Origin of the sequence: Porcincola intestinalis, assembly GCF_009696445.1 — a bacterium.
Taxonomy (GTDB): Bacteria; Bacillota; Clostridia; order Lachnospirales; family Lachnospiraceae; genus Porcincola; species Porcincola intestinalis.
In genome coordinates this window covers 39,247-59,758 of sequence record NZ_VULZ01000012.1, presented here as the reverse complement: position 1 = coordinate 59,758, position 20,512 = coordinate 39,247, and the positions used below count along the sequence as shown (strand labels likewise).

At 53.7% G+C, this 20,512-nt stretch carries 16 protein-coding genes; all 16 read right to left on the bottom strand.

Going from position 1 to position 20,512, the window contains the following annotated elements; translation table 11 throughout:
* Positions 1 to 153: 153 nt before the first annotated feature.
* Entirely contained in the window at positions 154 to 984 is an 831-nt protein-coding gene (locus FYJ35_RS10875) for a phosphatidate cytidylyltransferase (RefSeq protein WP_154526443.1), read from the bottom strand.
* A 13-nt stretch (positions 985 to 997) separates the two neighbouring features.
* Entirely contained in the window at positions 998 to 1,747 is a 750-nt protein-coding gene (locus FYJ35_RS10870) for an isoprenyl transferase (RefSeq protein WP_154526528.1), read from the bottom strand.
* Between the two features lie 189 nt (positions 1,748 to 1,936).
* Positions 1,937 to 2,485, bottom strand: coding sequence for a ribosome recycling factor (gene frr / locus FYJ35_RS10865; RefSeq protein WP_154526441.1), 549 nt, complete (start codon positions 2,483 to 2,485; stop codon positions 1,937 to 1,939).
* Between the two features lie 139 nt (positions 2,486 to 2,624).
* Entirely contained in the window at positions 2,625 to 3,320 is a 696-nt protein-coding gene (pyrH, locus tag FYJ35_RS10860) for a UMP kinase (RefSeq protein ID WP_154526439.1), read from the bottom strand.
* Between the two features lie 101 nt (positions 3,321 to 3,421).
* Positions 3,422 to 4,708 carry a phenylacetate--CoA ligase family protein gene (locus FYJ35_RS10855; protein ID WP_154526437.1) on the bottom strand — a complete coding sequence of 429 codons (1,287 nt, stop codon included), beginning with the start codon at positions 4,706 to 4,708 and terminating at the stop codon, positions 3,422 to 3,424.
* On the bottom strand, positions 4,708 to 5,886 hold the full coding sequence (locus FYJ35_RS10850; protein ID WP_277067099.1) for an ATP-grasp domain-containing protein: 1,179 nt from the start codon (positions 5,884 to 5,886) through the stop codon (positions 4,708 to 4,710). Before FYJ35_RS10850 ends, FYJ35_RS10855 begins: the two co-directional genes overlap by 1 nt.
* Entirely contained in the window at positions 5,886 to 6,896 is a 1,011-nt protein-coding gene (locus FYJ35_RS10845; RefSeq protein WP_154526435.1) for a glycosyltransferase family 2 protein, read from the bottom strand. Before FYJ35_RS10845 ends, FYJ35_RS10850 begins: the two co-directional genes overlap by 1 nt.
* A 47-nt stretch (positions 6,897 to 6,943) precedes the next feature.
* Positions 6,944 to 9,877 (bottom strand): YfhO family protein, encoded by a 2,934-nt coding sequence (locus tag FYJ35_RS10840; protein ID WP_154526433.1) that lies wholly within the window; start codon positions 9,875 to 9,877, stop codon positions 6,944 to 6,946.
* A complete protein-coding gene (locus FYJ35_RS10835) occupies positions 9,874 to 12,585 on the bottom strand; it encodes a YfhO family protein (protein WP_205839813.1) in 2,712 nt (903 codons plus the stop codon). Before FYJ35_RS10835 ends, FYJ35_RS10840 begins: the two co-directional genes overlap by 4 nt.
* Positions 12,586 to 12,849: 264 nt before the next feature.
* A complete protein-coding gene (locus tag FYJ35_RS10830; protein WP_154526429.1) occupies positions 12,850 to 13,563 on the bottom strand; it encodes a L,D-transpeptidase in 714 nt (237 codons plus the stop codon).
* Positions 13,564 to 13,606: 43 nt separating this feature from the next.
* A complete protein-coding gene (locus FYJ35_RS10825; RefSeq protein ID WP_235906553.1) occupies positions 13,607 to 14,335 on the bottom strand; it encodes a L,D-transpeptidase in 729 nt (242 codons plus the stop codon).
* A gap of 145 nt (positions 14,336 to 14,480) precedes the next feature.
* Positions 14,481 to 16,163, bottom strand: a complete 1,683-nt coding sequence (locus FYJ35_RS10820; protein ID WP_154526425.1) for a hypothetical protein — start codon at positions 16,161 to 16,163, stop codon at positions 14,481 to 14,483.
* 34 nt (positions 16,164 to 16,197) lie between these two features.
* Positions 16,198 to 16,674, bottom strand: a complete 477-nt coding sequence (locus FYJ35_RS10815; protein ID WP_154526423.1) for a rhodanese-like domain-containing protein — start codon at positions 16,672 to 16,674, stop codon at positions 16,198 to 16,200.
* Positions 16,671 to 17,690, bottom strand: coding sequence for an acyltransferase family protein (locus tag FYJ35_RS10810; protein WP_154526421.1), 1,020 nt, complete (start codon positions 17,688 to 17,690; stop codon positions 16,671 to 16,673). The genes FYJ35_RS10815 and FYJ35_RS10810 overlap by 4 nt, the downstream gene beginning before the upstream one ends.
* A 170-nt stretch (positions 17,691 to 17,860) precedes the next feature.
* Positions 17,861 to 19,288 carry an oxaloacetate decarboxylase subunit alpha gene (locus tag FYJ35_RS10805; RefSeq protein ID WP_154526419.1) on the bottom strand — a complete coding sequence of 476 codons (1,428 nt, stop codon included), beginning with the start codon at positions 19,286 to 19,288 and terminating at the stop codon, positions 17,861 to 17,863.
* A 45-nt stretch (positions 19,289 to 19,333) separates the two neighbouring features.
* Positions 19,334 to 20,482, bottom strand: a complete 1,149-nt coding sequence (locus tag FYJ35_RS10800) for a sodium ion-translocating decarboxylase subunit beta (protein WP_154526417.1) — start codon at positions 20,480 to 20,482, stop codon at positions 19,334 to 19,336.
* Between the last annotated feature and the right edge of the window lie 30 nt (positions 20,483 to 20,512).

Genomic DNA, 20,512 nt, shown 5'->3' with positions numbered 1-20,512 from the left:
CTTCCTCCAAACCTCGGCTCTTCCGCCAAGGATTCTGCCTTCATCTTGTGGTCCGCACCCGATGATGAGCGGCCGCCTTCGCAGAAACAGCCCGGAAGAATCTTCCGGGCTGTCAGTCTTCCACCTTCTGCTCTGGAATCTCAGATTCGCGGATCAGAACCGCAGGACGCTGCAGAGAAAATAAATGATTGGCGCCGTGATGATCACGGAGTCAAAGCGATCCAGAATTCCGCCGTGTCCCGGAATCAGATGACCGTAATCTTTGATCTCCATGTTGCGCTTGATCGCCGAAGCCGCCAGATCACCAACCATGGAAATCAGCGCGCCGATGGCGCACACCACTATATACACAAGGACAACATTGATATCCGCGCTGACCTTTCCTCTGATGCAGGCCCCGTAGATTCCGCCGAAAAGCGCCGCCCCGATGACACCGCCGACTGCGCCCTCGACCGATTTCTTCGGGCTGAGTACCGGTGCCATCTTGTGTCTTCCAAACAGCCGGCCGACACAGTACGCCGATGTGTCACATCCCCAGGAGCACAGCAGGATCAGCCATACATGCCATCTTCCGTCCGGAAGCTCCCTCGTCTGATAGATGAAGCTCAGGCAGACAGCCACATACACGATGCCGAAGAACGCAGCCATCACCTGATCTGCATGATACTTCGGATAGGTAAATACATATACAAAGAGCAGGATGATCAGGCCCGCCGCCAGGAAGGAGACGTAAAAATGATCAAAGCGCTCACCGTACACATGTCCGAGCCAGACCGCCACATACCAGAGCACCGCCCCGGCATAGGCTGCGGTGGTCAGACTGTTCGTCCCCTTCTCTCTGATCTTTACCGCGCGAAACAGCTCGAACATCCCGATCAGCGAGATGGCAAGCATCGTCAGGAGAAGCAGCGGTCCTCCCACATGATTCACCAGAAGCGCAATCGCAACCAGCACAATTCCGCTTATGAGCCGTGTTATAAACATTGTTCTTTCCTTTTCAGCCTTTATGGAGCCTTGCTTCCTGCGGGCTGTCCTCCTCTCCTGCGTTCAGCCCGCCGAAACGGCGGGTTCTCTGCTGATAAACTTCCACTGCCTTCTCCAGATCCTTTTTGGAAAAGTCCGGCCATGGAACATCGGTAAAGTAAAGCTCCGCATAGGCCAGCTGCCACAGCAGATAGTTGCTAAGCCGCTGTTCCCCCGCTGTCCGGATCAGAAGGTCCGGATCCGGAATATCGGCAGTATCGAGCATCGCTGAAAATGACTCCTCCGTAATCTCGTCCAGAGAGTGGATGGAGCCATCCCGGTATGCCTGCGCCGTACGGCGCACAGCCCGGACGATCTCATCCCTGCTGCCATAGTTGAGGGCCAGCTGGAAATTCAGCCCCGTGTTGTTTTTGGATGACTCGACCAGCTCCCTCAGGCTTGCCTGAAGCTGTGCGTCAAGCGCCGTGGGATCCCCGATCACCCGGCATCTCATGTTGTTTTCCCTTGCCTGACGGATGCAGGTCCGTGTGTAGCTGTGAAACAGCTTCATCAGGGACGTGACCTCCTCCGGGTTCCGTCTCCAGTTCTCCGTGGAGAACAGATAGACGGTCAGGTACTGAATTCCCATGTCATCCGCCGCGCGGCAGATTGTCTCGACATTCGCCGCTCCTCGGACATGTCCGTAATTTCTTGGCATTCTTCTGGACTTTGCCCAGCGCCCGTTTCCATCGAGGATGATTGCTACATGACGCGGTACATCCATGCTGATTCCTCCCCTGCATCCGATGTCAGAACCATACTCAGGCAGCCCCGGCATCCATTCAGCCGCCTGAACGGTGACCTTCTCCGCACCCTTTCCTGACAGCTCCTCCAGTCCGCAGTCAGTCCACGCGGCCCTGCGCAACTCAGTCTGTGCGGTCCTGCGCAACTCAGTCTGTGCGGTCCTGCACGGTCAGACGGTCATGACTTCCTTCGTCTTTGCCTCGATCGCCTTGTCGATCTCCTTGATCTTCTTGTCTGTCTCTTTCTGAAGATCATCCTGCAGATCCGCCAGCTCATCCTCCGAGATCTCATCCTTCAGCTTCTTGAAAGCCTTGTCGGCGTCCCTGCGGATGTTCCGGATGGCAACCTTCGCCGCCTCGCCCTTTTTCTTGACCTCCTTGGAAAGCTCTTTTCTCCTCTCCTCTGTCAGCTCCGGGAAGATCAGACGGATCACCTTTCCATCCGTCGTCGGGTTGATTCCGATATCGGACATGTTGATAGCCTTGATGATGGCCTTCACCATCGACGGTTCCCAGGGCGCGATCTGAAGAATCCGTGCCTCCGGCACCGTGATATTTCCCACCTGAGAAACCGGAACCTCAGAACCATAGTACTCAACACGGACGCGGCTCAGAACGGCCGGATTCGCGCGTCCGGCACGCACGGTCTTGAAATCCTCCTCCATTGACTCATAGGTCTTTCTCATCTTCTCTGCGAAAGGCTGTATTCTGCTGTCCATACCTGTTTCCTCCTTCATGCGGCGCCCCTGAAGCGCTCATATTCCGTTGTAAGCGTCTTTTTCTCCTGAACTGTCCTTCTTCAGCCGCAGGAATCTCCCGCTCCTGAAGCTTTCCAACTTTGTCCCCGGCGCCGGTTTTTCAGACTGTGACATAGGTCCCGTCAGACTGCCCTCTGGCTGCCTTCAGGATGCTGCCTTCCTCATTCAGGCCGAACACCAGCATCGGCATGTGGTTCTCCCTTGCCAGAATCGAGGCTGTCATATCCACAACGCCCAGGTCCTTTCTGATAACCTCATCAATCGAAATTTCCCGATACTTTCTGGCGTCCGGATTCTTCTTCGGGTCGGAATCATAGACCCCGTCAACCGACTTCGCCAGCAGAATCACGTCCGCCTCGATTTCGATTGCGCGCAGCAGCGTCCCCGTATCTGTCGAGAAGTACGGATGTCCGATTCCGCCTGCAAAGAAGACAATCTCTCCCTTTTCCAACGCCGACACGGCTGCATCCTTCGAAAACAGCTCCGTGAATGCACCGACCTGGAAGGGTGTCATCACATGCGTCTGAAGCCCCTCAGACCGGAAAATTTCCGATACGTAAAGACAGTTCATGACCGTTGCCAGCATACCGATCTCATCCGCCTTCGTCCGATCCATATTCTCGCTGGATCTTCCTCTCCAGAAGTTTCCGCCGCCGGTCACGATTCCGATCTGTATGCCCTCGTCATGCAGCGTTTTCACCTGTCTGGCAATGCCTGCGACCGTCTCCTCGTCAAACCCTGTTTTTCTGCTGCCGGCGAGTGCCTCCCCGCTCAGCTTTAATAGTACCCGTTTCATGTTCTTGCCTCCGACTTTTGCTTATTAGCACAAGTTTACCATAGAGACAGCTCTGATGTCATCTATTCATCGGCCGCCCGCATTTTCATCTGAGCGGGGCTCTACACCTCGCAGACAATCATCCGAAGCTTCCCGTTCTTGTCCGGCGGAATCACCTTCATCCATTCAAACTCAAACCGGAACGGCTTCTTGAAGATCTGGTTCAGATTCGTCTCAAGGTACGTCTCAAGCTCCTTCTCCGTCATCCTGGCCTTCTCGTCCCGGACGATCTGTACATGGATCAGATCGTAGTTTTTCTGGATGAACCGGATCTGAAGGATATCCGCACAGTGTGCGATAACCGGTGTCACCTCAAAGAAGCTGGTCACCCGGCCATCCTCGTATCGGAAATAATCATTCAGCCGGCCCTCAACCTCTGTGATGAAATGAACACCTCCCTTTACCTTCATGACTGCCCGGTCTCCGACCTCGTAGTTGATCAGCGGCAAATCGGTCTTGTACAGCGGCGTGATGACAACTCTTCCCCGCTGGCAGAGCTTCCCCGCATCGTCGACCACATTCACGACAAACGAATCGTTGTGAACCACGTAATAATCCTTGTCAGGCAGCCGGATCATCGCTGCCCCGGTCTCCGCCGTTCCGTAGGAATCGATGATCCCCGGGCCCAGCACTTCCTTGAACAGCTTCCGGTCATTTTCCGTCACCTTCTCCGAGATGGCGTCATAGAACTTCGGATGCCAGACCTTCTTCCCTGTCCGGTGCGCGTACAGAACGAAGCGCATCATTTCCGTCTTGTTCATGTACAGCCAGTCCGGTCTGTACGCATTGATGGCATCTATGATCTCCTGCTCGGAGGCATACTGATTGACAAACCTGTGTCTGAAGACACCAAACCGTTGAAGAAAGGTGTCTCTCCCGCCTGCATTCTCATCGTGGGCATTGATCCGGCTCATCGTCTTTCCGGTCAGCGGATTGTAGCCCGCCACCAGCATGACCCGGTACCAGTTTGCCTTCATGTAGGCCTTCTCTCTGGGTGAAAACAGAACCGAGACCGGCTTCCCGGTCGATCCGGAGGTTGTATCACAGATCCAGTCCTTGTACTGCGGCTGATCCTTCAGGCCGCCCATCCACGTTCTGAGCTCATCCTTCGTCAGAACCGGAAGCTTCGTCAGATCGTCCCCGGTCCGGATATCCTCTGGACTGACTCCTGCCCGGTCAAACCGTTCCTTATAAAACGGAATCTCATATGCCCGCCTTGCAAGCGCCTGCACCCGCTCGTTCTGAAGCTTCATCACATGGGTGAAGTCCTTCGGTATCCGATGTGCCATCTTCGGCAGATCGGAGAACAGGTACAGGTTCATCCATTTCTTCTCTCCTGCTGCGTCCATCAGCTGACCCCTATCTCAATATGCTCCAGTGCCTTGTCAAGAGCGGCTGTCGCCTCCGCGAGCGTGCCGCCCTTCGTGATCACATGGCCGATGCGGTTCGGACCGACATGGAATTTTTTCACAGTGTCGCCGACCGTATAGTCAAACTTGACCTCGACGATATGCTCACTGTCTTTCGGGTTCCGGTTCGCCAGCGAGAAGATCGTGCCGTCCCGGTCGCTCATCAGAAGCTTCGACGCGTTCGGAACCGCCTTGTCCGTTGGGAAATCCGGCTTCTGACCCAGCGCGACCTGGATGATCTTTCGGTAATAATCATAGCCATAGTAGATCGAGACGAGCTCTGCCAGACAGGTCGCACCTGATCTCCCCCCAATCTCCAGAACGTACGTCCTGCCGTCCCTCATAATGAAGTCGCAGTTCACCGCACAGTTGTCGAGCTTCATCGCGCGGATCGCTTTCTCCGTCGTCTCGATGCAGTCCCGCTCACCCTCCTCGGAAAGCGCATACGGTGCGAAATGTCCGGCCGGCACCCCTGTGCTCCCAAGGAAGATATAGTCGCCGTGCGGAAGGACAAACTGTACCTTCCCGTCCATCACGAAGGCCTGGGCGCCAAACTCCCGGCCGATGATGAACTCCTCCACGATGTAGTAATCCTTTCTTGTAAAGGACTGCGCATTCAGGATCGCCGCCTGCAGTCTGTCCGGACTGTCGACTCTCGTAATCCCGCGGCTTCCGGAGGAATCCACGATCTTCACAATCAGCGGGTATTCCAGCCCTTTGATTTTTTCATTGACGTCCTCGTTGAAATAGACCTTACGGTACTTTGCCGTCCGGACACCATTTGCCTCATAGGCCTGCTTCATCAGAACCTTGTCGCAGGCAATCTTCGCCGCCTCGTAGGAGATGCCCGAAAGGCCCAGGGCATCGTTGACTCGTCCGATTGTCATCACGGCGACATCGGTTCCGGCTGTGCAGATCCCGTCGATCTGCCGCTCCTGTGCCGCCTTCAGGACTGCCTCGGAGTCGACCGTGTTGATATGGAGCACCTCGTCGGCATATCCGAATCCCGGGTAATTTCCCGGAATAGAGACGGCAATCGTGTAAATTCCCATCTCCCTGGCTGCCTTGATCAGCGGAACCTGATAGATTCCTGCACCCATGACCATCAGCTTTTTCACTATGTCTCACGCTCCTTTCTCCAATCCACACCCTTTTTCAACTCAAACTGCTGCCCGTCTTCATTGACCAGATAGGGCCTTTTCCCCTGTTCATCAATCTGCCGGACAACATACTGCGGATTATTACATAAACCAAGGAAGATACGGCCGATATACTCGCCGATCAGCCCCATAAACATCAGAATCAATCCGGAGAAGAAGAAGATCGATACCATAATCGAGGGCCATCCGATTGCTGTCACCGGTCTGACCAGCTTCCGGACAATCACGGCAATGATGCCGACCAGCCCCACTGCCGCAAAGATATTCCCAAGCACCGTCGCCATCCGGAGCGGTACGATCGAGAAGCCGATGATATTGCTCCAAAGCTGCACAAGTTTCCTGAACGTATAGCCTGACTGCCCCTCCTGCCTCCGGAAGTGCTCGACCGGAATGCAGCTGATGTTCCGCGTCACCCTCAGAAATACACCCTGAAGGTGCGTGTATGCACTCCTATACTGCACTGCATAGTCCCTGACAAACCGTCGGATGATCCAGAATGAGCTGGTCTTCATGTTTTTGGGCTTGTCCAGGAGGACACGTGTCGTCCACTGATTGAAGCGGCTTCCCCAGTTACGGAATTTGGAATGCTGCTTGTGTGGGTAATAACCGTATACGATGTCATATCCCTTTTTGATCTCTGCCAAAAGCTTCGGCAGCTGCGTCGGACTGGTCTGTCCATCGTCATCCATGGATATGATAAAATCACCGGAGGCATAATTCAGCCCGGCCATGGTCGCGTTATGCTGTCCGGCGTTCTTGGCAAGCTCCACCACCCTGACATTGTCATAATCCTGCACCAGTCCGCGAAGTGCGCGCACCGTCGCCCCGTCATCCGGGCTGCAGTCGTCCACCAGGACAAACTCCAGCTCTCCGGCTTTCATTTTTTCAAACTGCTCCATCGTCTCCTCGACAACCTTCCGGATCGTCCTGGACGATTTGTAGCAGGGAATCACAACTGTATATAACATGAAAAAACCTCTATATCCGGCTGAAAACCAGCCTGAAGTCTACCAGATTATACCACATGTGTACGATCGTTCCCAGCTTTGCGAAGACGTCTTCTCCTGGCCGACAGCGCGAAGGCAGCGGCAAACAGCACCAGCCCTGCGGATGAGCACAGAATGCCCGCCCGAAGTCCGGGCGAATGGTAGACAAGACGGATCTGCGAAGTTCCCTTCTCTAGGCGCACGCCCAGATAGCACAGATCTGCCCGTTCCGGACGCTTTTGTTTTCCGTTCACCTCGATGGTCCAGCCGCTGCTGTACGGAATCTGAAAGACCATATAGCGTGGGCTGTCCAGGGTGATCTCCCCGCTGACCGAGTCGCCGTCAAATGTCACATGCTGCAGACTGACCTCGCTGAGCCTTTTAACCTTCTCCTCATAATCTGCCATCGGAAGGTACAAGAGTTCACTTTTCTCCAGCGATACACAAATCTCCTCTGGAAGAAGAAGCTGCAGAATCCCTGTTCCGTCCCCGGACGCCGTTCCCAGATTCACAATATACGCGTCATCCCCCCGGGTGTAGGCACTGTTTGCAGCCGACAGCAGGATCCCCTTGCTGATGCCGTCCGCCTTCACATACGCAGCTGCGGAAAGACTGCGACCTCCCAGAAGCCTGAGACTCTCCAGGCTTAGATAGCACTCATACCCCGCCTTCTTCTCATAGGAGACGGACAGACTTCCTCCCTTCTTTCCGGTCACAAGTCTGCTGCCCTTCCTGGTCACACCGTCCCCGGCCTCGAAGGAAACCCCCTCCCGGAGAACGGAGACCTCCTCCTCTTTTCCATCCGTGGTTGTCAGGCCGGTACTCTGTGCCTGACCAGCCTCTCCTGCCTGCGCGCTGACAGACGCCCGTTCCTGCTTTGTTTCATCTGTCAGAGCACTGCTTCTTTGCCCCTGACCGGATTCAGCTGTATGTCCGCTGTCTTCGGTTACTGCCGCCCGCAACATAACAAGGTCCTTTGCTGCCGGGTTGAGGGCCTCATAGTCTTCCCTGGAGATCACAGTGTCCGTCGTAAACCCGAACGGAAGCGGATACTGATTCTCATAGAGCGCCAGTTTTCTGCGGGATCCAAGCGGCTGTTTTGCATAGCCATACGGCAAGGAAGCCGCATTGTCCGCATCAACAGCAAAATAGCGGACACCTGCCAGCGCCTCAAGCGCTGTCCTTCCGTCGAGCGACTGGATGTGCAGGATCGATGTCATGCCGGTGCTTCTCTGCTCAATCATGGCCTGAAGCTGGCTGGCATTGACAATGCTGTTGTAGATCTGCACGCCCGGCTGTCTCAGGACAAGAGAAGAATTGTCCTCCCAGTAAGCGCTCCGCACACTGTCCACACGGTAGAATCCATCGGAAAACGCGGCGGCTCCATTCTCCCCTGTGTAAAGCGGCGTGTCCGTATAGACCGCATAGGAGGATTCCTCATACCGGCTGAACGCCGTCCCCTGCTCCTGATAATACGCCGCGAGATTGCCGAATCTCGGTGAGAACGTCATCCATCCGGCCAGTGCGGCGGAGCCCGCCGTAAACAGCAGAACGATCCGTTCGCCATAGCTGTATCCATCGTGATTGCGTCCCGCATGGCTGTGTCCGGCATGGCTGTGTCCGCCATAGCCGTCTGCTTTCTTTTTCTTTTTTTCTGTCCTGCAGCTCAAATACAGAAGAACTGCCGTGTAGAGCGTCAGCTCCGCCGCCGCTGTCAGATGAAAGACAGCCTCCCGCGTCATCCAGAACCAGACTGCGCATCCCAGATCGAAGACGGCAGTCACAAGGAGGAGGAAGCGTCTGTCGCGTTTCTGAAGCGCAGAGACTGCATCCGCTGTAAAGCTGACAGCGACTGCTGCTGCAAATGCAATCAGGTACACCCACCGGTTGTTTTCATTGTTCATCGCTGCCAGCACATAGCCGGCGCCCGGAATGAGCAGACAGAAAAGAAGGACAATCAGACCGGTGCGAATCTGGCGGCAGGATGATTTTCGTTTCGCGGACGAAAAAATCAGCGCAGCTGCCGGCATCAGCGTCACCGCAAAGTTGAGATGTGTTCCATTTCCGGAGGCCTGATACGGGGTAATCAAGTTCAGGAACCACGCCAGGTATCTCCTTTTATCCTCATAGACAAGAAGACTGTTGCGCTCCGCCTCATGGACAGCCCGGAGGCTGGATTTGTAGCGTGCCAGCGCCGGGAACAGGAAGATGCCGGAGAGCGCCAGCCCCAGAAGGTAGGCAAGAGACAGACTGATCAGCAGCCGTCCGAACTGTTTCAGCCGGTCTGTCCGGTAGAGGTCAAAGAAACGGATCAGCACGTATCCCAGAAGACCGAAAGAGCTGATGTACATAAAGTAATAGTTGCTGATGAAACCCAGCGCAACGCTGACTGTAAATAACGCAAAGGAATGCTTCCGCTCCGGGTCCATCATCCGCTCCGCACCGAGAAGCATCAGCGGAAACAGAATCATGTGCGAAAGATACGTCGGATGCACAATCCCAAGCCCGAAGGTAAATCCGCAGAACACATAGAGAAGCGCCCCTGAAAGCGCCGCCGTCCGGCTTTTCCGGAAGTGAAACACGAATGCCGAGAGGCTGAGCCCTGCCAGAAAGCAGCGCAGAACCGTCAGAACACAATAGAGTGCCTCTGTCCCGGATGCCGGGACAAAGATGGAAAGAAAATCCAGCGGATGAAACCGGACAACCGCATTGATGTCATCCCCCATCCCGATCGTATAGTCAAAGCGGTCCGGATGAAAGTCTCCGTGAAGAAAGCCTCCGGCCGTCTTTCTGAGCCATTCCCCCATATAACGAAGCTGGAGAATATACTGAGACTGTCCGTCCCCCTTCCCGATCAGGTTCTTCCCCTCCAGCAGAAAGGGAGAAAAGACAAGGAGAAAAATGATGGAAAACAGGGCTGTATAAATCAGCAGATATTTCCCATATTTTTTTCGATCACTCATAGGTCGGACCTCATCTCTTTCTCATGTTCCTTTTTTTTCTGTCTCAGAGCCGCAAGCATAAAAACAATCAGGCCGAAAAGCGCGCAGACAGCGCCTGCCCGAAGACCCGGTGTGTGATATTGAAGCCGGATCTCATGTGTCCCCGGACGCAGCAGCGTCCCCAGATACATGCCGTCAAACGTGTCCGGATCTGTCTTCTTTCCATCCACATACAGGGTCCATCCGCGCTGGGCCGCAACGGTGAAAACAGCAAGCTTCGTCTCTTTGTTCGTGATGGTGCCGGTCAGAAGGCCATCCTCGATCTGTTCATTCTGAAGAGCTTCCTCATTGAGCGCCCTGACTCTGCTCTCGTACGCATCCATGGAGACCGAAACAAGCTCTGCTGCATCAAGGGACCTCGCACCATGTCCGCTGAAGATCAGCGTCACCGCTCTCGCCCGGTCTTCTGCATTGTATCCAAGGTTGATCAGGTAATCCTTCCTCCCGAGGGTATAGACATCCCGGCTGCTGCGAATTCGTACGGTCGTCCGGATGCCTTCTGACGTAATGGTCAGCTCCTCCGAGGTTCCGGCTCCGGTCAGCCCCTTCAGTCTCAGGAAACTGCAGGTACCCTTTCCGGCCTGAAACGACAGCTGCCCCTGTCCGCCTGAGAGATCCGGGCTCTTCAGAGACTCCGTTTTGATTGAAGCCGAAGGCTTCTCCACTTCCCTGAGTCCTTCCGCCCTGAGCTTGTCCGCAAGAGCCGAATCCTCCTCCGGGAGCACCACGGCATCCAGCTTCACCCATTCCTTCTCGATGTCGCTGAGCTTTTGGTAATTAGCCCAGGTGATAAAGCTGTCGGATGTAAAGCCTGCAGACAGAAGGTTCTGATTTTCATACACCGCCGTGCTCGCACTCAGGTCTGAAAGGTCTTCTCTCTTCTCAAAGCCGTATGGTACCTTGCCCTCATTTCCGGCCCCCGCAATATAATACTTCACATGGGCAAGATTTCCGGCGACCGGCCTGCCATCCAGGTCATGTACCTGCGTGACCGCGTCCAGCCCTGCGTTGTTCTCATCCAGGAGCGTCCGGATCAAATGCGTATTCAGGATGCTGTTGTACATCCCGATGCTGTTATAGCCGAAATACTCTGCGGAATTCTCCAGGCCGTGCCGTACGTCTGCGGCATCCACCCGGTAAAAACGATTGTCCGGAATCCAGGCGGCCGCTCTTCTGTCCAGCTTCTCGTATTTCTGCGTGGTATCCCCTGCAGGCTGGAAGGCTGCGGTGCGGTTTCCTCCTTCCGGCGCATACGTCAGAAATCCGTTAATTCCTGTGGAAATGATGACCGCCGCAAGCACAGCCGTCCGGACAGCTTCTCTTGAAGCCTTCATCCGCCGAAGGACCAACAGCAGAAGCAGAAATGCAAGAAGCTCCGCCGTCCCGGCTTCATTATAGCGGTTCGGCCTCTTCAGCACCCGCTCCGCCGCCGTCCCGGCCAGAAACAGAAAGCTGACCAGAAGGACATTTCGAAGAGAGGCTCCCTTCAGATCCGCAAAATCGTCGATGACGGTCACACAGCACATGCCAAGCGAAAGCGCGATCAGAAACATCCAGCGGTTGTTTTCATTGTTCATGCCGGCAAAAATGTAGCCGAAAACCGGTACCAGCAGCGCCGCCAGCTCAAGCAGAAGGGACGCCCTCAGCGTACGGCGTCTTCGATAACGCTTTGTGAACAGCACCGCAAGCGCAGGCAGAACAACCACAGCAAAGTTGAGATCCAGTCCATTGCCGGAGCTCTGGTAAGGGCTGATCAGGTTCAAAAACCATGCCACATACCGTCTCTTGTCCGCATACAGCCAGAGACTCTGCATCTCACTTGTCTGGCTCAGCCGGTAAGAGCCTCGGTACCGCAGCATCGCCGGCAGAAATGTCGCCATCGACATCATAAGCCCCACCAGATACAGCAGAATCAGCCTGCCGGCATAGCGCGGAAACGATCTGAAACGGTGCTCCTTCACGATCTCGGGATATCGGAGAAGGGCGTAGACCAGCAGTGCAATGGAGCAGATGTACATGAAATAGTAATTGCTCCAGAAGCCGAGGAAGACGGACAGGATAAACAGAAGGCTCCCTTTTTCAGCCACCACCCTCTCCATGCCAAGCAGCAGAAGCGGCAGCACAATGAAAGGTGCTGCGTAAGTCGGGTGATTCGTCACCCGGATCAGCATGTACCCGCCAAAGACGTAGACCAGGCTTCCGGACAGAACATTCTGCCAGGCCGGAAAGACGCCTGCCTTCTCCCGGTCCGCATAAATGAACGAAGGAGAAGCGTACGCATACGCTGAGAACGCAAGTCCTGCAAGGTAGAAACGCAGCAGCAGGATTACCGCATAGATCCCCTCTGCGAAGGATGCCGGAACCAGGGCTGCTAAAAAATCAAGCGGATGAAACCGGACAATCGCTCCGATATCATCTCCGATTCCGATGGAAAAATCGAACTGTCTGAGATGAAAATTGCCGTGAAAAAAGCCTGAAACGGTATCCCGGATATACTGTCCCATATAGCGGAGATAGACAACGTACTGAGACTCCCCGTCAACCGTGCAGACAAGACTGCGTTTCTGCAGGATGAACGAAAAAAAGACCGCCAGACTGACGATCAGAAAAAGAATTGTATAGATGCCGATGTATCTCTTTTTGGAATGCTTCTTCACACACAGCTCCATATCAGAATCAAACCTCATGATTGCTCAATTTTACCGTTATTTCACAGGAATTGCAATCTGTACGAGATTTGCAGCTGATTGTTCACAGAAGATTGTTCAATGCTGCCAGATGTATTTTTCAGATAAAACTGTACGGCAGCGTTCTCAGACAAACCGTCAGGATTCAAAGACTGGATAAAGAAACAGGGCAGCTGCCTGTATTGCACTGGCCTCTGCCCTTCTCATCTCCCGCTCTTCAGACAGGACACTCTCCTGAACCTTACATTAATAGATCCAGACTCTCGTTCCCACCGGAAGGTTGTTATACATCCAGATTATATTGCTCTGCGTCATCCGGATGCAGCCGTGTGACTGCGTATGCGTTCCAATTGACTCCACACCCACGCCCGGCCATCTGTGAAATCCGCTGCCGGAGAACTCCATGTAGTAGGCAAGATTGCCATAACTGGGGTACTTTGCCTTGATGGTGAAGTTTCCGATCGGCGTTGAATTCTCCCGGCCAGTCGTGCACTTGAACACCTTCACGAGCTTCCACTTCTTGTTCTTGCCTCGGAAAATATTGACGCGCTGCTTGTCGAGCGACACCCAGACCAGATATCTGGACTTGCTCTTGTGTGCCGTGCTATTGATGTATGTTGTCTTTGTCAGCTTGTTGTAATCACCCTTCGTGACAACACTCGCCAGATCCTGGCCGAAGCTCAGGTACTGTCTTGATATGCTGTAGTTGTGCCCCTTCAGCCTGATGACGCACTTTGCGCCGCCTCTGACAACCGTGACAACCGTGCCAGCCCGGAATCTCCCGTACTTTGTCCGCACGTTTCTCAGCAACGTCGCTTTCCAGGAAAGTGTCCGGACCTGTTGGAGAGACTCTCCCGGCCGGATGACAGAAGACTTCTTCGCCGCAAAGGCCGCATCAGCCGGAACCAGAAGCAGAAAAGACGTCATCATAATCAGTAACAGTCTGTGAAGCTTTTTCATCTTGCACCTTCTTTATCTATATCTGCCAGGCCGATTTTTCTTCTCAGTAGATAACGACCTTCGTCTTCGTCGGTACATTCTTGTACAGCCAGACTGCATCCTTCTCTCTCAGACGAATGCATCCATGTGACTGCGGATGCGTACCGATTGTCCCGACACCCTTCCCGGGCCATCTGTGGAATCCGCTTCCTGAAAATTCCATGTAAAAATACAGCGGCGATCCATACTGACCGGTATAGCTGTGTTTCTTCCATCCGATGGTAAAGTTTCCGACTGGTGTCATGTTCATCATACCGGTTGTGCACTTGAACACCTTGACCAGCTCCCATCTCCGGTTGGATCCTCTGTAAAGATTCAGCCGCTGTTTATCAAGCGATACCCAGATCAGATAACTTGTCTTGCTCGTGCGCGTCTTCTGGTTGGCAAACGCAATCTTGGTCGACGTGTTGTAGTCGGAGCCGCCGACAATGCTTGCCAGATCCTTCTTAAAGTTCAGATACCTGCTTGCAATCTTGTAATTATGACCTTTCAGCTTGATGATACACTTTGAACCGCCCTTTATGACAGTCACACGAGTACCTGCCTTGAAGCGCCCGTATTTTGTTCTGACCGTTCTTTTCAAGGTTGCCTGCCACGCAAGCGTATCGACCCTTTGGATAGGCTCACCCGGCTGAATTGCTGGGATTCTCACTGCCGCATAGGCCAGATCCGCCGGGATCAGCATCATAACTGAAAGCACTGCCATCAGAAGCAGTTTCCGAAGCTTTTTCATCTCTCCCACCCTCTCATCTCCTGTATTTGCTCTTTCAGCCCCATACAACCCTCACCTCTGTCTGAAGCCAGTACAATCGTACCATTTCAAATTGAGTTCATTCAAGGTTGATCTTCTGAGTTATCTCTTAAGAGTTTCTTAAGTCTCAGGAGCGAAAGACATAAAGATTGTGATCCCCAATTGTCCCGACTTTCTCTGCCGTGCAGTCCGCGTCGTAATAATCATGCAGATAGGCCAGCACCCGCTCCGGGCTGTCCGCGACGAGCCGGACCTTTTCGTTGTCAATCATATCTCTGTAAGGATTTTCAATTCCATAGCGCTGAAAAACCGACATGTACGGGATACTCTTTGTCGCCCATCCGCCAAGCGTGATAATATTGGCCGTCGCGCCGACCGGGACGCGGTCAAAAGGTCCATACGCGCCTGCGGGATAATAGCAGTTCGAAAGGCAGATATACAGATGATCTGTATCATTGGACATCTGGCTGACGTAGTTCTGCTTGTTCAGATCCTCCAGACGGGCATTCACCGTCTGTCTGCGGTAATGCGGCGCCCACGTCATCTGATTCATAATCAGGGCAAACAGCATGACTGAGGCTGCGGCCTTCGGGTTGAAATGTATATTCTTCTGGTCCAGTACCACCAGAAGTCCCAGCGTGCCGCCCCACCAGATTCCGACATCGACGCGTCTGACCCCGTATCTGCCGGCATAGAACAGATAGAAGAACAAGCCTCCCAGCAGGAAGATCTGAAGCAATACGCTCGCAACACCCTCTGCACTGTGACTTCCGTACAGAATCACAAGTATCAGGACAAAGAGGTAGATCAGAAACATCTGATTTCTGAAAAACCTGTCCGGATACAGAGCGAGAAAATCCTTCACCAGCTTTTTGTCGATCTTACGCTCCTGCTGAAACTTCGCGATCTCCTGCATCACCTGGACAGACATTTTATCAGGGTCATAGAAATTCCACCCCTTGTACAGCGTCCAGGCATTCTGATTGATACCAAGCTTCTCATATTCCGTCTCATGCCCGTTGTACGAAGGGAAATCGTAATCGAGCAGGTTGGAACGTGCGGTAGTGTATTCCTGGTATGCTGTCCGCCCGGCACTGCTCTTCACCTGGAAGGTATCGTACTCCTTCGCTGCTGCAATCAGCAGGACTGCCGGGATAACCGAAAGCACATACATCCCCAGGCGGCGAAGCCGTCTTCCCTTTTGTTCCTCCCTGCGGATCCGCAAAATCAGGAAAAATGCGCCGGCCGCGGTCGAAACCGCTGCGGCGAGCGCCTCCTCAGGCCGGATCAGGTACCCCATCAGGATCACCAGACTTCCGATCACGATTCCCGGAATCTTTGCGCGTCCATCCCGGACACTGTCATAGATCAGGAAAATCCCTGCCGCACCCGCACAGGCAGCGATCTTGGTGAAATTCACAGCTGTGTAGCATTCATACCCGAAATATGCAAGCAGGACGCCTGACAGCATCAGTCCTGACCACCCCTCGAAGCGGTTCAGGAGAACATAGGTAACCGTCGTCAGGGAGAAGAAAGCCGCTCCGTATAGAAACAGAATATACCAGGGAATCTGGGCCGTCAGCCTGTAGCATGCCCCGACGATCACGCCAAACAGCCCGTTTGATATATTTGTCCATGCATCCTGCGTGCCTCTGGACAGATTGAAAAAGCCTGCAAGTGTGATGTCATCGTTGGTCTCGAAATACGGTCTTGTCACGACCAGCAGCAGCAAAAGAAACAGAGCATTGAGGACTGCGGAAAACCAGACCTTCTTCCTGTTTCTGCTCAGCAATGCGTAAGCCTTCTTCATCACCATTTTGCTCTCCCTCTTGAAATATGGCTGCTCACTCGATTGTCGCGCCCATCAGACTCTCTGTCTCCGTCCCGATTAGATCTTTCTGCCAGTCTGCATAGCTTCCGATCTCTGCGACGCCGCTGTATCCCATGTCAGAAAGCTTCTGTGCGGCTGCACAGCTCTCCTCAAGCGTACTTCCATAGACATAGACGGACTGATTGCTGTCGCGCAGGATCGCCGGTGCCTTCTTCACAAGCTCTGAATACGGGATATTCACGGCCCTCTGAAGATGTCCGGCTGAATACAGTTCCGGTTCTCTGACGTCGATCACCATGTAATTTTTCTCATAGCTCATGTACTTTCTTGCATCCGTCACTTCCAGCATCTCGTAGGGTTTCCCGGCACTCGGACGGACAGATCGGGTCAGCAGAAAAACGGCGCACAGGCCGGTCACAAGGCTTGTCAGAAAAGTAATCAGCGCAATTTTCTCACGCGATGTCATCTTTCTTTTTCTGTATGATCTCAATCCATGGTCCTCCTGTCAGGGTTTTTCTCACCGAAAAGGAGAAGTTTCAACACCGGAACCCTCCGCACAATCCCCTTTGAAATCGGATAGGGCAGAAGCATTGCAAACAGAAAGATGAACAAGGTCGCAGCCGGATAAGGCAGAGCAAGTTTATTCCAGAACAGAATCTTTGCAGCTGTCATGATCGGTTCGTGCAGAATATAGATGTCCATGCTCATCAGCCCGGTCATTTCAAGGATGTGCACAAGTCTGCTGCCATCCACCCGCTTCAGCATAGCCTCACAAAGCCACGGCGTCACATAGATTCCGCATACGCTGCTGCCAAGTCTGAAGATGTTGACGCCGTTATGAAAGTAGATTCGATTGAATATAAGAAACAGGATCAGTGCAAAAAAGACCGGAAGACCCTGCCCTTCAAAGAGATACCGGCTCCCTTCCTTCTGAAGATCCTCATATTTCAGCCTGAGCCAAATCCCTATGAGGAAAAAGAACAGGTATTTAGGTGTGTTGATCGGGATATTCACCCACCAGGACGCGGCACAGAGGGCCGCCGATCCATAGAGAATGTCACGGAAGCTGCACTCATTCACACACAGCGCGCAGATGGCGGAGATGACAAACAGAACATATAAAAACCAGAGCGATACATCCGGGTTCTGTCCGATGAGAAGCTTCAGGCTGTCTCTCAGCGTGAACGGTTTGACCGCATAGGCACTCAGCTTCAGCTTGACCGGGATATAGCAACCCCCGATCACAAAATACGGAACAAGCAGGCGCACAGCTCTGTCCTTGATGTAGAGAAACCTCTCTTTGTAGGTTTCCATGCGCAGAATTTTCCGGGCAAGAAATCCGGACAGCATAAAGAAGAGAGGCATGTGAAAGCTGTAGATCAGGCACACCAGCACCCTGATCCACTTTGCATCGACTTCTGTCTGCTTGAGGGAATGGCCAAGCACGACAAGAATGATGCCGATTCCCTTTGCAAGGTCAACCGCCCTGAAACGCTCCTTCGCCATGCAATCAGTACCCTTTCATGTTCAAGATTTTCGCTGAAATCATTCGCATTTCGGCAGCTTCGCGTGGCTCAGCTGCCTTTCATGCTCATGATTTTGACGTCGCCAGAAAAAAGCCAGTCCGGCGTGCAGAGCACGCCGCCTGGCTTTTATTCTGCGACTGGGTCCTTATATCATACCGGGTATGCTTTGTCTTTCTTGTCGCCGGCTGCCGGATCGACACCGGTCTGCTGCGCCTGGCGATACTTGAAGAAGTCAACTGCAACCTGCGGGAACAGTGCATAGGTGAGGACATCCTCATCCTGCTGCTTCCACTGTGCGACTTCCTTCTCGTACTTCGGAAGGGACGGCTCAAGATCATCCGCCGGGCGATAGTCGATTACCTTCGCGTCACCGATGCACTTCTTCTGAACTTCCTTGTTGAACGGCTTGACGGTCTTGCCGTACTTGCCGCACAGAAGATCCTTGGACTGCTGCGGAACCATGTCGTAGCGCTGTCCGCCGTTGGAGACGGAGATGACGTTCATGACAGCCTGGGTTCCCACAATCTGAGAGGACGGGGTAACCAGCGGCGGCTCACCGAAGTCTTTTCTGACGCGCGGCACTTCCTCGAGCACCTGGTAGAACTTGTCCTCCTGTCCCATCTTCGCGAGCTGAGAGGTCAGGTTAGAAAGCATGCCTCCCGGTACCTGGTACTGCAGCGTCTTGATGTTGACACCCAGATTCTTCGGGTTCATCAGGCCATCCTTCAGGCACTTCTCACGATATGGACGGAAGTAATCTGCGATCTCGCACAGAAGCTTCAGATCCAGTCCGGAATCATACGGCGTTCCTCTGAAGGCCTCAACCATAACCTCGGTTGCCGGCTGGGAGGTTCCGAGTGCGAACGGCGACATAGCGGTATCGATGACATCGACGCCTGCCTCAACCGCCTTCATGTAAGTCATGGAAGCCTCGCCGGAGGTATAGTGGCTGTGCAGCTGAATCGGGATATCGACTGCTTCCTTCAGAGCGCCGACAAGCTCGACTGCCTTGTACGGAAGAAGAAGACCTGCCATATCCTTGATGCAGATGGAGTCTGCGCCAAGGTCCTCGATTCTCTTTGCAAGATCAACCCAATAGTCGATCGTGTAGGAATCGCCAAGTGTGTAGGACAGGGCAATCTGCGCGTGTCCCTTCTCCTTGTTTGCCGCCTTGACTGCTGTCTTCAGGTTGCGGAGATCATTCAGGCAGTCGAAGATACGGATGATATCGATTCCATTTGCGATGGACTTCTGAACAAAGTACTCAACAACATCATCCGAGTACGGGCTGTATCCCAGGATGTTCTGTCCGCGGAACAGCATCTGCAGCTTCGTATTCTTGAAGCCTGCACGAAGCTTTCTCAGCCTCTCCCACGGATCCTCGTGGAGGAAACGAAGGGAGGCGTCAAATGTTGCACCGCCCCAGCACTCCACGGAGTGGTATCCGACCTTGTCCATCTTCTCGATGATCGGGAGCATCTCCTCGGTCGGCATACGGGTTGCAATCAGAGACTGATGCGCGTCACGCAGGACAGTCTCAGTAATCTTGATTGGCTTCTTCACTGTTTTATCTGCCATTGTTTTATCCTTTCAAAGAATATTTTGATTGCTGAATGGCGAATATCAGACGCCGTAGATTGCCATGAAGGTACCAGCCGCGACAGCGGTACCGATGACACCTGCCACGTTCGGTCCCATCGCGTGCATCAGAAGGAAGTTCGTCGGATCAGCCTGCGCGCCGACCTTCTGTGAAACACGGGCAGCCATCGGGACAGCGGATACACCTGCCGAACCGATCAGCGGATTGATCTTCCCGTGCGTGACAACCTTCAGAAGCTGGCCGAGCCAGACACCGCCGGCCGTACCGAAGATGAATGCGATCAGACCAAGGACGACAATCTTCAGCGTATTGGCATTCAGGAATGCCTCAGCGGAGGTGGAAGCACCGACAGACGTTCCAAGAAGGATGACAACGATGTACATCAGCGCATTGGAAGCGGTCTCCGTCAGCTGCTTGACAACGCCGCACTCACGGAAGAGATTTCCGAGCATCAGCATACCAACCAGCGGAGCGGTTGTCGGAAGGAGCAGGCAGACAACGATCGTGATGACAATCGGGAACAGGATCTTCTCCAGCTTGCTGACCGGGCGGAGCTGCTCCATCTTGATCTTGCGATCCTTCTCGGTTGTGAACAGCTTCATAACCGGCGGCTGAATGATCGGGACGAGTGACATATAGGAATATGCCGCAACCGCGATCGGTCCCATCAGCGTTGTCTGTCCAAGCTTTCCTGCAAGGAAGATGGAAGTCGGACCGTCAGCGCCGCCGATGATGGAGATCGCCGCTGCTGCCTTTCCGTTGAATCCCATCGCGATTGCAAGGAAGTACGCAACATAGATACCCAGCTGTGCTGCCGCACCCATCAGGAAAGAAATCGGGTTTGCGATCAGCGGACCGAAGTCGGTCATCGCTCCGACGCCCATGAAGATCAGGGACGGAAGAATGGACCATTCGTCGAGCTGGTAGAAATAGTAGAACAGCCCTCCTGCGTGTTCAATCCCGAGAGAATCGACACTCGGAGCCGCAATGACATCCGGATAGATGTTGACAAGCAGCATACCGAAGGCGATCGGGATCAGCAGGAGCGGTTCAAAATCATGCTTGATCGCGAGGTACAGAAAAACCAGTGCCACGCCAATCATCACATAGTTTCCCCACGTCAGATTGAAAAACGCAGTCTGATGCAGAAGATTTGAAATAATTGAACCCATCAGGTAAACCTCCTAACGTTCAGGACACAG

What these genes read in the sequence shown, in the direction of transcription:
- FYJ35_RS10855 (WP_154526437.1), bottom strand. Translation starts at nt 4,708, where the DNA reads ATGGACGCAGCAGGAGAGAAGAAATGGATGAACCTGTACCTGTTCTCC.
- FYJ35_RS10835 (WP_205839813.1), bottom strand. Translation starts at nt 12,585, where the DNA reads ATGGAGCTGTGTGTGAAGAAGCATTCCAAAAAGAGATACATCGGCATC.
- FYJ35_RS10805 (WP_154526419.1), bottom strand. Translation starts at nt 19,288, where the DNA reads ATGGCAGATAAAACAGTGAAGAAGCCAATCAAGATTACTGAGACTGTC.
- frr (WP_154526441.1), bottom strand. Translation starts at nt 2,485, where the DNA reads ATGGACAGCAGAATACAGCCTTTCGCAGAGAAGATGAGAAAGACCTAT.
- FYJ35_RS10875 (WP_154526443.1), bottom strand. Translation starts at nt 984, where the DNA reads ATGTTTATAACACGGCTCATAAGCGGAATTGTGCTGGTTGCGATTGCG.
- pyrH (WP_154526439.1), bottom strand. Translation starts at nt 3,320, where the DNA reads ATGAAACGGGTACTATTAAAGCTGAGCGGGGAGGCACTCGCCGGCAGC.
- FYJ35_RS10845 (WP_154526435.1), bottom strand. Translation starts at nt 6,896, where the DNA reads ATGTTATATACAGTTGTGATTCCCTGCTACAAATCGTCCAGGACGATC.
- FYJ35_RS10800 (WP_154526417.1), bottom strand. Translation starts at nt 20,482, where the DNA reads ATGGGTTCAATTATTTCAAATCTTCTGCATCAGACTGCGTTTTTCAAT.
- FYJ35_RS10825 (WP_235906553.1), bottom strand. Translation starts at nt 14,335, where the DNA reads ATGAAAAAGCTTCGGAAACTGCTTCTGATGGCAGTGCTTTCAGTTATG.
- FYJ35_RS10820 (WP_154526425.1), bottom strand. Translation starts at nt 16,163, where the DNA reads ATGAAGAAGGCTTACGCATTGCTGAGCAGAAACAGGAAGAAGGTCTGG.
- FYJ35_RS10830 (WP_154526429.1), bottom strand. Translation starts at nt 13,563, where the DNA reads ATGAAAAAGCTTCACAGACTGTTACTGATTATGATGACGTCTTTTCTG.
- FYJ35_RS10870 (WP_154526528.1), bottom strand. Translation starts at nt 1,747, where the DNA reads ATGGATGTACCGCGTCATGTAGCAATCATCCTCGATGGAAACGGGCGC.
- FYJ35_RS10840 (WP_154526433.1), bottom strand. Translation starts at nt 9,877, where the DNA reads ATGAGTGATCGAAAAAAATATGGGAAATATCTGCTGATTTATACAGCC.
- FYJ35_RS10810 (WP_154526421.1), bottom strand. Translation starts at nt 17,690, where the DNA reads ATGGCGAAGGAGCGTTTCAGGGCGGTTGACCTTGCAAAGGGAATCGGC.